Source organism: Candidatus Methylomirabilota bacterium, assembly GCA_035709005.1.
Lineage (GTDB): Bacteria > Methylomirabilota > Methylomirabilia > Rokubacteriales > CSP1-6 > 40CM-4-69-5.
On the sequence record DASTFB010000091.1, the window covers coordinates 1 to 12,435 of the forward strand.

Here is a 12,435-nt window from a genome sequence, read left to right on the forward strand (position 1 = left end):
GGCGGCGGCGACCGGCGTGTCCGCGAAGACGAGGGTGTCCCGGGGCTCCAGCGCGAGGTTGCGATCGGCGGTGGCGCGGGCGGCGTCGGCCGGCACCAGGGCGACGAGCGGGCGCCCGTCGGCCTCGCTCACGATCACGACATGGCCGGCGGCCTTCCCCCAGGGCACACGGGTGGCCGTGCCGCTGAGCCGCCAGCTCCCGCCGGCGCGGCTCAGGCGCAGGCGATCGTCAGGCCTCACCGGCGCGAGCGTGAGCGGGCCGTGCGGCACCTCCAGGCCGGCGCCGGCCAGAAGCCACCCGGCCACGATGGTCTCGGCCAGCGGCACGGGCGCCGCGTGACGGCCGGCCGCCCGCACCACCACGTAAGCATCGGCCCAGGTCCCGCCGGCGCCGCCGCCCGCTTCGGGAACGAGCGGCAGCGTGAGCCCGCCTTCCTCCAGCGCCTGCCAGAGGCGGTCCGGCCAGGTTCCCTGCTCGGCGGCCTCCAGCGACTCCTTCGTCACCAGGTCGGTGAAGAGCCGGGTGACCATATCGGCCAGCAGCGTTCCGAGCTCGCTCATCTCAGACCCAGCCCCCGGGCGATGATGCCGCGCAGCACCTCGCGCGTGCCGCCGCGCAGGGAGAACGACGGCGCCCGCTGCACCAGGTAGCCCAGCACCTGCTGGAGATCGCTGCCGCTGGTCGTGGTCGGCTCGAGATCCAGGAGGGCGTGGACAGCCTCCGGGATCTCCTGCTCGAACGTGGTGCCCACGTCCTTGACCAGGGCGGCTTCGAGATTCGGGTTCTGGCCGGCCTCGAGCATCCCCGCCACCGATAGCGACATCTGGCGCAGCGTGGCCAGGTGCGCCACCAGGCGCCCGATCACGACGAGCCCGCGCTCGTCGGGCTCCTTGCCGACGTGGCGGATCAGCTCGATCAGCAGCGCGATGCTCGAGAGATAGCGCTCGGGCCCGCTGCGCTCGAAGGCGAGCTCGGTGGTGACCTGCTTCCAGCCGTCGCCCTCGGCGCCCACGCGCAGGTCTTCCGGCACGAAGACGTCCTGGAAGACCACCTCGTTGAAGTGATGCGAGCCGGCCAGGTCGATGATCGGTCGGATCGTGATGCCGGGCGACCGGAGCTCCACCAGGAACTGCGAGAGCCCCTCGTGCTTCTTGTCCGGCACCACCTGGGTCCGGAACAGCGCGATGGCCCACTGGCAGAGGTGCGCGTTGGACGTCCAGACCTTAGTGCCGTTGACGAGATAGCCGCCGTCCACGCGCACCGCCCGGGTGCGGATCGAGGCCAGGTCGGAGCCCGAGTCGGGCTCGCTCATGCCGATGGCGAAGTGCAACTCCCCCCGGGTGATGGCCGGCAGGAACCGCTGGCGCTGCTCCTCGGTCCCGAACCGCAGCAGCAGCGGGCCGCTCTGGCGGTCGGCGATCCAGTGCGCGCTCACCGGGGCGCCGGCGGCCAGCATCTCCTCCAGCACCACGTAGCGCTCGAGGAACGTCCGCTCGTGGCCCCCGTAGCGCTTGGGCCAGGTCATCCCGATCCAGCCCCGGGCGCCGACCTTGAGACTGAACTCGGGATCGAAGCCGCCCCAGGAGCCGGCCCGCCCGACGGCCGGACGGCCGGCGAGGGTTTGGCGCAAGAACTCGCGGACCTCGGCCCGGAGGGCCCGGGTCTCCGGGGGCAGATCGCGGAGCTCGAAGTGGAAGACGGCCACGGTGCGACTCGATTAGCACGGCCGGGGGTCGGCCGCAACATGACGCATCGCTCGTTAAAAGGCCGTCATCCGCTCCGGCCTTCCGGAGAAAGCCTCCGGAAGGCCGGAGGAGTACCTCGCCGGGCCCCTCTCAGGGGAATGGGATCGGGATGGGCTGTTGGATCGTCTGGAAGACCACTCCGACGACCGTCACGACGATCGCTGCCAGCGAGCCGGTCAGCGACTTGATCATCGCATTCATCGCCGCCTCCTTCCCCGGCCGGTCCCGCGGGCCGGAGTCTCTTCAGCGATCGCAGTGGGCATCATTGATGCCAAAACATCGCGGAGCCGGCGCGAGGCCGGAACGTACCGGATTCGTTGGAATGTCGAGACGAGCCGGCTGTTGGCGAACGGGGGGGAGCGGGCAGCGTCCGGGCGGGTGGCCCGCCCGGGTTCAGGTATTTTGCCCGGACCCGACGCTCCCGGGCTGGTGGCGTCGCCGGGTTTCGCGAGCCGCTACGCCCGCCGGTAGATCTCGCCGCCGCCCGTCCTGAACTCTTCGGCCTTCTCGCGGAGTCCCTGAGCCAGGGCCGCGGCCTCGCCGGCGACGCCCTCGCGGGCCGCGTACTCGCGGACCTCCTGGGTGATCTTCATCGAGCAGAACTTGGGGCCACACATGGAGCAGAAGTGGGCCAGCTTGGCGCCCTCGGCGGGCAGCGTCTCGTCGTGGAAGTCCCGCGCCGTCTCGGGGTCGAGGGCCAGGTTGAACTGGTCCTCCCAGCGGAACTCGAAGCGCGCCTTCGACAGCGCGTCGTCCCACTCGCGGGCGCGGGGATGGCCCTTGGCCAGGTCGGCGGCGTGGGCGGCGATCTTGTAGGCGATGACGCCGTCCTTGACGTCCTTGCGGTTGGGCAGCCCCAGGTGCTCCTTCGGGGTCACGTAGCAGAGCATGGCCGTGCCGAACCACCCGATCATGGCGGCGCCGATGGCGGAGGTGATGTGGTCGTAGACGGGCGCGACGTCGGTGACCAGCGGGCCCAGCGTGTAGAAGGGCGCCTCGTGGCAGACGGCCAGCTGCCGGTCCATGTTCTCCTTGATGAGGTGCATGGGCACGTGGCCGGGGCCCTCGATCATCACCTGGGCGTCGTACTCCCACGCGATCTTCGTCAGCTCACCGAGCGTGTCGAGCTCGGCGAATTGCGCCTCGTCGTTCGCGTCGGCCGTGCAGCCGGGGCGCAGGCCGTCGCCCAGCGAGAACGCCACGTCGTAGGCGGCCATGATCTCGCAGATCTCGCGGAAGTGCGTGTAGAGGAAGCTCTCCTGATGGTGGGCCAGACACCACTTGGCCATGATGGAGCCGCCGCGGGAGACGATGCCCGTGACCCGCTTCGCCGTGAGCGGGACATAGCGGAGGAGCACCCCGGCGTGGATGGTGAAATAGTCCACGCCCTGCTCGGCCTGCTCGATCAAGGTGTCGCGGTAGAGCTCCCAGGTGAGCTCCTCGGCCTTGCCGCCCACCTTTTCCAGCGCCTGGTAGATGGGCACGGTGCCGATGGGCACCGGGGAGTTGCGCAGGATCCACTCCCGGGTCTCGTGGATGTTCTTGCCGGTGGAGAGGTCCATCACGGTGTCGGCGCCCCAGCGGGTGGCCCACGTCATCTTGTCGACCTCCTCCTCGATCGAGGAGGCCACGGCAGAGTTGCCGATGTTGGCGTTGATCTTCACCAGGAAGTTCCGGCCGATGATCATCGGCTCGGTCTCCGAATGGTTGACGTTGGCCGGGATGATGGCGCGTCCGCGCGCAACTTCGGCCCGAACGGTTTCGGCGGGGATGCCCTCGCGCAGCGCGATGAACTCCATCTCCGGGGTGATCTCGCCGCGCCGGGCGTAGTGCAGCTGGGTGACCCGGCGGCCGGGCCGGGCTCGCAGCGGACGCCGCACGCTGGCGAAGCGGACCCCTCCGAGCGCCGGATCCAGATCACGCTGCCGGCGGTAGGACGAGGACGGGCCGGGCAGCTCCTCGACGTCGCCTCGCTCGAGGATCCAGGGCAGCCGCAGGGGCGGCAGACCCTGCTTGATGTCGGTGTGGACCTCGGGGTCGGTGTACGGGCCGCTGGTGTCGTAGAGGCGAACCGGCGGCTCTCCGCCGGACAGGTCGATCTCGCGCACGGGCACGCGCAGATCGGGACGTGAGCCGGTGACGTAGACCTTACGCATGGGGCCTCCCTTCGCTGGTATTACCCAGGTCAGGTTCGTGCGGTCGGCGGCGCCTCGCCGCCCTCTCAGCCCGGTTCCCCGAGCTCCCGCGTTTCACGAATCGGACGCTCGTAGGCTACGCTCGGCCCCGGCTACCGTCAAGCTCGCGCTCGGCCGCACACGCTGCTGAGCGCGGTGTCTGAAATTTTTCTCACTTGACACTTCCCGACGTCGCGCTGACTGCCCGCGGGCAGCGCTTCACTGAGACCCGCCCTACGGGCCACAGAGCGCCGGCAAGGTCTCGGGAGTGGATTCGTCGCGAAAAAGCTCGATCCACGCGAGATCGTCGTTCGTCGTGCCTGCCAGAGGCTTCCGAAATCGCGGTGTAGAGTCGCTCCAACCAAGGGGGCGCCATGGAGATTCACTGGCCGATTCATGTTGCGGCTGACGATCGTACGGCAAACCACGGCACCGCCGCGGAGCTCGATCGCCTCGGTGACGAGATCGCCAAGCTGCCGGCCCACCTCGACGCCGCCACTGCCCGCCTGCTGGGTCTGATTCGCGAATTCGACGCGCGCGGCGGTTGGGGCAACGGGTTCAAGTCCTGCGCCCACTGGCTGAGCTGGCGAGTGGGTATCAGGACGAGGACGGCATGGTGGTGCTGCGCGCGCGGCTGGAGCCCGAGGTCGGGGCGTTGGTCATGCAGGCGTTGGCGGCGGCCCGGGAGGCGCTGTATCAAAAGGCGCGCGCCCAGGAGCAGGAGCGCTCCGCTGACGCGGACACCCACTCGGCCGACGTTCCTGCGGGAGCGACGTCGTTTTACCCCGACACCTCCACGATGGCTCAGCAGCAGGCCGACGCTCTGGCCCTGCTGGCGGAGACGGCGCTGCACCACGGGCTCGAGCCCGGGCCCCCCGGGGAGCGATACCAGGTGGTGGTCCACCTGGATGCCGAGGTCCTCGCGGACGCCGATGCGCCTGGCCAGTCGGTCCTCGAGGAGGGGACTCGCGTTTCCGCGGAAACGTCCCAGCGCCTGGCGTGCGACGCCAGCCGAGTTGTCATGCGTCACGACAAAGCGTGCCGCTTGCTCGAAGTCGGCGCCCGAACGCGCACCATCCCGCCCGCGTTACGCCGGGCGCTCCAGCATCGGGACCGCGGCTGCCGCTTCCCGGGCTGCGGCGTGCGCTTCGGTCAGGGCCACCACATCCGCCACTGGGCTCAGGGCGGCCCAACGACGCTCTCGAATCTCACACTGCTCTGTCGGCGGCACCACCGCGCAGTTCACGAGGAGGGGTTTCAGGTCGATCGACAGTCCGACGGCACGCTGCGGTTCCTGCGGCCGGACGGCCGGTTTCTCCCAGAAGTTCCACTGCCGCCCGCAGTGCCCGCCGATCCGGCACCCGCACTTGAAGCCGGCCACGTCGCCCGAGGGCTCAACATCCACCCACGCACCTCGTGCCCTGGCTGGCTCGGGGAACGCCTGGATGTCGGCTGGGCCATCGACGTCCTGCATCCTCGCGCACTGAGAAAATTGCCGCCTTTCAGATCCGAATCTTGACGGGTTCGCGACAGGATCTGCCCCGTGGGCCCCGGCACGCCGCGGCAGCGGCGGGCGGTTTAGTGCAAGCGCCCTATTGTTGGCGGCGTCCCCTCTCGGCCAAGATCATTCCAGGTATGGGGAAACGCGCGTTCATCGACCGCGAGTCGAGCTACCGCGCGCTCGTCCGGGATGTGATCCTGGGCACGGGCGCGGTGGTTCTCTTGAGCCTGGCCGTGCCGGCCTGGATCATCGGCTCCGAGTACCGCAAGGCGTACTGGGAGCCCGAGCGCCCGGCGCCGCCTGTGGCGGAGGTCTTGCGCGACCGGGGATCCGCCTCCCTGACCACCCCGCGGCGTCCTCCACAGATCCTGGAGCTTGCCGAGCGCATCGTGCGGCAGGAGGCGGAGAGGCGCGAGGCCGCACGCCGCGAGGCGGTGAAACGTGAGGCGCTGCGGCGCGCGGCGGCGGAACGCGAGGCGGCCAGGCGCGAAGCCGACAGGCGCGAAGCCGAGCAACGTCCTGCCGTGTCCCGCCCGGCCAAGACGACCGCTCCGGTCGCCGGCACACCGGCGCCCTCCTCGCCGCGATTCGACCGCCTGGAGTCGGAACAAGCTCCCTGAGCCGGGGACAACCCCCGCCGGCCTGAGCCCGGCCGGTGTACCATCCCGGCGTGCTCGCACGCCGCCTGGCCTACGCAGCGCTCGTCGTCGCCGACGTCGATCGTATCGCCGACGCCTTCACCCGTGACCTCGGCCTGCGACGGACCGCGTGTGCCGCCGGCGACTCCGGCCGCCGCGTGCCCGTCTTCACGATCGGCGCTTCCGCCCTGGCGCTGTTCGAGCCGAGCGACCCCTTGCTCGGCGACGACGCCCGGCCCGGTGTCCACCACATCGCCGTGGAGGTTGCCGATCTCGCCGCAGCGGCCGGCGCCGTGAGCGTCGCGGGCGTGGCCCTGGACGGGGGGACGCCCGAGCCGGGGCTCGACGGACGCCGTCGGCTACGCCTGAGGCCGGAAACGACCGCGGGCGTGCGGACCTACTTGAGCGAGCCGATCGCCCTGGCGCCAGCCTCGCCGGGGTGGATCGAGCGCATCGATCATCTCGGCGTGGCCAGTGCCGACAACGCCGCCGCCCTCGAGATCTTCTGCGGGCGCCTGGGATTTCCTCTGGAGAGTACCCAGACCGATCTGGAAGTGCGGATTCCCGTCGAGAGCTTCACCTCCGACAAGTACGGCGTGGTCTACCACGCGCGCCCGCCGGAGCCCGTGGGGGGCCTCCGGGTCGCCTTCGTCACCGTGGGCGACTGCGAGCTGGAGTTCCTGCAGGACTTCGATCCCCGGCACGCCGCGGACGCGGCCAGCCATGGCCCGGGGACGACCAAGCAGGATCAGGGGGCGATCGCGCGCTACGTGGCCTCCCGCGGACCCGGCCTGCATCACCTGGCCCTGAAAGTGAGCGACATCGACGACGCGCTGGGCCGGCTCGCCCGCGCCGGCTACGAGCTGATCGACCGGGTGGGCCGCCCGGGTTCCCGGCGCGCCCGCATCGCGTTCCTCGGGCGGAAAAGCCTGGGCGGCGTCCTCGTGCACCTGGTCGAGCGTGGGGCCATCTGAGCGTTGACGGCGCTCAGCCGATGTATTCGCGCACTTTGGCCAGCAGCGCGCGGGGGCTGAAGGGCTTGGACACGTAGGCGTTGGCGCCCGCGCCGAACGCTTTGGCGTCGTCCCCGCTCAGCGCGTAGGAAGTCACCACGATCAGGGGAATCTGCCGCAAGCGGGGATTCGCCTTGATCCGCCGCGTGGCCTCGTAGCCGTCGATCCCCGGCAGCTGGATGTCCATCAAGATCAGGTCGAACGGCTGGGCATCGGCGAGGGCCACCGCGTCCTCGCCCGTCGTGGCCTCGATCACCTCGTAGCCGGCGCTGGTGAGCAGATCGCGCAGGATCCGTCGGTTGTCCTCCTGATCGTCGACGGCGAGGATGCGCTTGCTCACGATGCCGTGATGGGCACGGTGAACGTGAAGGTCGATCCCTGGCCCAGGGTGGACTCGACCCACATCCGTCCTCCGTGCATCTCGACGATGCGGCGGGCGATGGCCAACCCGAGCCCCGTGCCGCCCTTGGCCCGGGCCGTCGTGCTCTCGGCCTGCTGGAACTCCTCGAAGATCTTGGCCTGATCCTCGGGCGCGATCCCGGAGCCGGTGTCGGCCACCTCCACCAGGAAAGCCTCGTCGGCCCGGCTGGCTCGGACGACGACCCGGCCGGCGTCGGTGAACTTCAGGGCGTTGCCGACCAGGTTCATGACCACCTGGGTGAGCCGGCGCTGATCGCCGCGCCCCAGCGGCAGGTCCGGATCCACGGTCACGGCCAGCTCGAGCTTCTTCTCCCGGGCCAGGGCCTCGACCGAGACGGCCACGCTCTGCACCACGTCGGCCATCGAGTAATCGGTCAAGGCGAGCGTGAGCTGCCCGGCCTCGATCTTGGACAGATCGAGGATGTCGTTGATGAGGCCGAGCAGGTGGCGGCCGCTCTTGTCCACCCGCTCGAGCACCTCCTGCATCCGCTCCGGCACCTCGCCGTAGATCTTGTCGGCGATCAGCTCCGTGTAGCCGAGGATGGCGTTGAGCGGGGTGCGCAGCTCGTGGCTCATGTTGGCCAGGACCTGGGCTTTGTGCCGGCTGGCCAGCTCGAGCTGGCGGCTCTTGTCCTCGATCTCCCGGAAGAGCCGGGCGTTCTGGATGGCCAGGGCCGACTGGGTGGCGAAGGTCGTGAGCAGCTCGATCGTCTCGGACGGGAACTCGCCGGGAGACTTCCGGGTGACGGTGAGCCCGCCGATGAGGTGCTCGTCGCGGAGCAGGGGGACGGCCAGCAGCGCCCGCGTCCCGCTGCGCAGCAGGATGTCGCGCAAGGGGCCCCGATACGCCCGCTCCTCGGCGATGTCCGGGATCTGGACGGGCTGGCGGCTGACCGCCATAGGGCCCAGGATGCCTTCGCCTTTGCGGACCGGCGTCCGCCGGGCCACCGCGACGACGTCCTCGTCGAGGCTGTCGGTAGCGCGCAGGTGGAACGCCTCGGCCGCCTCGTCGTACTCCCAGACCGAGCAGGCCTCGGTGCCGGCCATCTGGTTGGCGCGCGTCACGATGGTCTGGAGCACGGTCTCCAGATCGAGCGTGGAGCTGAGCGCCCGGCTCACCTCGCCGAGCGCGGTAAGCTGCTCGACCGAGCGCGCCAGCTCCTTGGTGCGGGTCTGGAGCTCGCTCAGCAGCCGGGCGTTCTCGATGGCGATGACGGCCTGGTTGGCGAAGGTGGTGACCAGATCGACCTGCGCCTCGGTGAAGGGCTCGACCCGCTCCTTCCACATGGCAATCACGCCGATCGGGACGCCTTCCCGGAGCATCGGCACGCCGAGCATGGTCCGAAACCCTCCGCGCCTCTGCGACTCGGACCAGCCGTACTCGGGATCGGCGACCGCATCGGGGATGTGAATGACGCGTCCCTCGAGCACCGTCCGCCCCACGAGGGTGGCGCGGCTCGGGACGATCGGGATCGGGTTCGCTTCGATGAAGGCGCGGTAGTCGGGCGCGGCGCCGTGGTCCACGGCGAGGCGGTAGGCATCCCCCACCCGGCGGAAGATGAATCCCTTCTCGGCCCCGCAGAGTCGCGTCGCATTGTCGACGAGGGTCTGCAGCACGGTCTGGAGCTCAAAGATCGAACGGCTGATCACCTGGAGGACTTCGCTGATAGCGGTCTGCTGCGCCAGCGCCTGGGAGAGCTCGCGGTTACTGGCCTGCAGCTCGGTGAAGAGCCGGACGTTCTCGATTGCGATCACGGCTTGATCGGCAAAGGTTTTGACCAGCGCGACCTGCTGCTCTGTGAACGGACGCACCTCGCGGCGAAACATCGCCACGACGCCGATGAGGGTGTTCTCGCGCAAGAGGGGAACGGCGAGAACCGTCCGGGCTCGTTCGATCTGGAGCACGAGCGGCGAGAATCCCGGCTCGGTGGTCATGTCGGCAACGTGGATCACGCGGCGCTCCAGCGCCGCTTTGCGGGCGGGGCCGGCCGGACCCGGCCTGATGGGTGTTCGCATGAAAAAATCCGCGAGCTGGGGGGAGCAGTTATGGTGAGCCGCCCCTAACAGGAACTCTCCGTCGTAGCGCCACAGGGTAGCCAGATTGGCGTCGCAGAGACGGCAGACGTTGGCCAGGATCGTCCTGAAGACCGGCTCCAGATCCGTGGGCGAGCCGCTGATAACACGCAGGATCTCGCTGGTGGCCGTTTGCTGCTCGAGGGCTTCGGTGAGATCGCGGTTGCGGGCCTGCAGCTCGTTAAACAGGCGGACGTTCTCGATGGCGATGACGGCCTGGGCGGCAAAGGTCTCCATCAGGGCGATCTGGCTCTCAGTGAACGGCAGGACCTCATGTCTGTGAATGAAGATCGCTCCCAGCAACTCGTCCGCCCTGAGCATGGGGATCGCGAGCACGGTTCGGAAGGGGTCTACATGCTGACCAGGGTGCGTGTACTCTGGATCGGCCCGGACATCGTGGATGTGGATGCTTCGCCGCTCGAGAGCGGCGCGTCCCGTGGCACTGTCGCGTCCCAGAGCGATGGGGTTTTGCTCGATGAACGCTCTGAGCTCCGGGGAAACATTGTAGGTGGCCACCCCTCGCAGCAGCTGACCGTCGAAGCGGAAGATGAACGCGCGCTCGGCTGCGCACAGCCTGACCGCGTTCTCGGCCAGCGTCTCGAAGACCGGCTGGAGATCGAACGTGGAACGACCGATCACCTTGAGAAGTTCACTGGTCGCCGTCTGCTGTTCCAGCGCCTCGGTCACCTGCGCGTGGGCCTGCGTAAGCGCACGGTTCTTCCCCTGCAACTCTGTAAACAACCGCACGTTCTCGATGGCGATGACGGCCTGGTCGGCGAAGGTCTTGAGAAGCGCAATCTGCTGATCGGAGAAGGGCCGCACCTCGTTTCGGCGGAGCTGGATGTTGCCGATGGCGGTGCCTTCTCGGAGCAGGGGGACGCTGAGGGTCGTCCGGTGCCCGCGCTCTCGGGCGATTGCGCTGCCCTCCGGGAACTCGCCGCCTTCGGCCTGCAGGTCCTCGATGTGGAAGAGTCGGCGCTCGATCACCGTGCGGCCGCCCAGGGTTCCGGGGTGAAGCGGGACGTCGCCGGCCGGCATCGGGCCGTGGTGGGCGACGAGGCGCAAGACGCCACCATCCACGCGTAAGACCATGGCGTCGAACGCGTCGCACAACCGGGCCGCGCTGTGCGCGATGGCAGTAAAGACGGGCTCGACGTCGGTCGGAGAGCTGGAGATCACTTTCAGGATCTCACTGGTCGCCGTCTGCTGCTCCAGCGCCTCGGTGAGCTCGCGGTTGCGCGTTTGCAGCGCGGTGAACAGTCGCACGTTCTCGATGGCGATGGCTGCTTGATCGGCGAACGTTTTCAACAGCTCGATTTGGCGATCGGTGAACGGGCGTAGCTCGGTCCGCCGGACCGCGATGGCCCCGAGCGCGTCGCCCGCGCGGAGCAGGGGGACGACCAGCACCGTGCGGTGACCGAAGCGTCGCGCGATCTCGGCGCCCTCGGGGTACTCGGCGCTCTCGGTCTGCATGTCGGCGACATGGATGGTCCGTCGCTCGAGGACCGCGCGCCCCGGTGGCGTGCCCCGCACCAGCGGCGGGCCTTCACCGATGGCGTGAGCGGGGATCGGGCCCTCGTGGACAATCATGCGCAGGGTCTTGTCGTCGACCTGGAAGATCGCGGCGTCGAAGGCCTCGCACAGGCGCGCCGCGCTCGCCGCCACGGCAGCGAAGACGGGCTGGACGTCGGTCGGCGAGCCGGAGATGACGTGCAAGATCTCGCTGGTCGCCGTCTGTTGCTCGAGGGCCTCGGTCAGCGCGCGGTTGCGGGTTTGCAACTCGGTGAAGAGGCGCACATTCTCGATGGCGATGATGGCCTGGTCGGCGAGGGTTTCGAGGAGGGTGATATGCCGGTCGGTGAACGGCCGGACCTCCCGCCGCCACACGGTCAGGACGCCGAGCAGTTCAGTCTCCCGGAGGAGGGGAACGGACAGGACGCTTCGCACGTTCTCCTGGCGATGGACCTCGGACGGCGCAAAGGAGGGATCGGACAGCAGGTCGTGGATATGAACGACCCGCCGCTCGAGGGCCGCCAGGCGCGTCGAGGTCTCGTGACTGGGCCGCAGGCGCGAGCGCCGGAGATGCTCGGCGAAGGCCGGGGAGGCGTTGTGATGAGCCACCGAGCTCAGGTACTCGCCGTCGAACAGGAAGAGGGTCGCGAGGTTGGCCTCGCACAGGCGGCTGGCGCTTTCGAGAATAGTGTCGAACACGGGCGTGGTGTCGGTCGGCGAGCGGCTGATGACTCGGAGGATGGCGCCGGTGGCCATCTCGCGTTGCAGGGCCTCGGCCAGGTCGCGGTTCCGGGCGGACAGGTCCTCCGACAGGCAGGCGTTGTCGATGGCGATAGCCGCCTGGCTGGCGAAGGTCTTGAGCAGGCTGATCTGGTGGGGCGTGAATGGTCGGACGACCGTGCGGCGGACCGAGATAACCCCCACGGGAATGGCGTCCCGCATCAACGGGGCGGCCAGGAGGGTCCGGATCCCCGTCGCCCGTTGCTGGGCCGCGAGAGTCTTGAACGTCGTCCGAACAGCGGCGGCGATGTCTCGTACGTGAAGCGTGCGGCCGTCGATCACGGCGCGGCCGTAAACGCTGTCCCGCACGAGGGGAAACGTCTGCCCGAGCGGCCGTGTCGTGCGAAGCGATCCGTACTTGGCGACGAGGCGGAGCTCTTCACCTTCCACGAGAAAAATCAGGCAATCCCTGGCCTCGCAGAGCCGGGCGGCGGTGCGCGCGATCTCGGTCAGCAAGTCGGCCAGCCCGCTGCGGGAACGCGCCATCGCACCTCCAGTGCCCGGAGCCTAGCCGGCGGAGCCTCAGGGGGTCAAGGCAAGCCGGCGCAGGGCCATTGGTAGGATAATTCATCCTACCC

Annotated in this window: 8 protein-coding genes and 1 riboswitch; of the genes, 3 read left to right on the forward strand and 5 right to left on the reverse strand. The window is 69.2% G+C overall.

From position 1 onward, the window contains the following. From VFR64_17100 to thiC, 3 genes are all read right to left on the reverse strand, one after another. On the reverse strand, positions 1-561 hold a 561-nt coding region (locus tag VFR64_17100), incomplete at its 3' end, for an acyl-CoA dehydrogenase family protein (protein HET9491459.1). Next, the gene (locus VFR64_17105; protein ID HET9491460.1) at positions 558-1,706 is read right to left on the reverse strand and encodes an acyl-CoA dehydrogenase family protein; all 1,149 of its coding nucleotides are present in this window, start codon (positions 1,704-1,706) and stop codon (positions 558-560) included. The genes VFR64_17105 and VFR64_17100, both read right to left, overlap by 4 nt. 495 nt (positions 1,707-2,201) lie before the next feature. Beyond that, complete coding sequence (gene thiC, locus VFR64_17110) at positions 2,202-3,902, reverse strand: phosphomethylpyrimidine synthase ThiC (protein ID HET9491461.1); 1,701 nt, start codon at positions 3,900-3,902, stop codon at positions 2,202-2,204. Further along, positions 3,892-4,002, reverse strand: a riboswitch (TPP riboswitch). Its footprint overlaps the gene before it by 11 nt. Positions 4,003-4,533: 531 nt before the next feature. Between thiC and VFR64_17115 the strand changes: the two genes are divergently transcribed. The 3 genes from VFR64_17115 to VFR64_17125 all read left to right on the forward strand — a co-directional run bounded on the left by VFR64_17115 (position 4,534) and on the right by VFR64_17125 (position 7,033). Then, a complete protein-coding gene (locus VFR64_17115) occupies positions 4,534-5,439 on the forward strand; it encodes a DUF222 domain-containing protein (GenBank protein HET9491462.1) in 906 nt (301 codons plus the stop codon). A gap of 116 nt (positions 5,440-5,555) precedes the next feature. Then, complete coding sequence (locus VFR64_17120) at positions 5,556-6,041, forward strand: hypothetical protein (GenBank protein HET9491463.1); 486 nt, start codon at positions 5,556-5,558, stop codon at positions 6,039-6,041. Between the two features lie 50 nt (positions 6,042-6,091). Then, positions 6,092-7,033, forward strand: a complete 942-nt coding sequence (locus VFR64_17125; GenBank protein ID HET9491464.1) for a VOC family protein — start codon at positions 6,092-6,094, stop codon at positions 7,031-7,033. 13 nt (positions 7,034-7,046) lie between these two features. Here VFR64_17125 and VFR64_17130 read toward each other — a convergent pair whose 3' ends face one another. Further along, positions 7,047-7,412 carry a response regulator gene (locus VFR64_17130; GenBank protein HET9491465.1) on the reverse strand — a complete coding sequence of 122 codons (366 nt, stop codon included), beginning with the start codon at positions 7,410-7,412 and terminating at the stop codon, positions 7,047-7,049. Then, positions 7,409-12,343 carry a GAF domain-containing protein gene (locus tag VFR64_17135; protein HET9491466.1) on the reverse strand — a complete coding sequence of 1,645 codons (4,935 nt, stop codon included), beginning with the start codon at positions 12,341-12,343 and terminating at the stop codon, positions 7,409-7,411. Before VFR64_17135 ends, VFR64_17130 begins: the two co-directional genes overlap by 4 nt. Positions 12,344-12,435 lie beyond the last annotated feature (92 nt).

Excerpts from the sequence above, each read along its gene's own strand:
- thiC (HET9491461.1), bottom strand. The coding sequence starts at position 3,902 with ATGCGTAAGGTCTACGTCACCGGCTCACGTCCCGATCTGCGCGTGCCC.
- VFR64_17115 (HET9491462.1), top strand. The coding sequence starts at position 4,534 with ATGGTGGTGCTGCGCGCGCGGCTGGAGCCCGAGGTCGGGGCGTTGGTC.
- VFR64_17120 (HET9491463.1), top strand. The coding sequence starts at position 5,556 with ATGGGGAAACGCGCGTTCATCGACCGCGAGTCGAGCTACCGCGCGCTC.
- VFR64_17135 (HET9491466.1), bottom strand. The coding sequence starts at position 12,343 with ATGGCGCGTTCCCGCAGCGGGCTGGCCGACTTGCTGACCGAGATCGCG.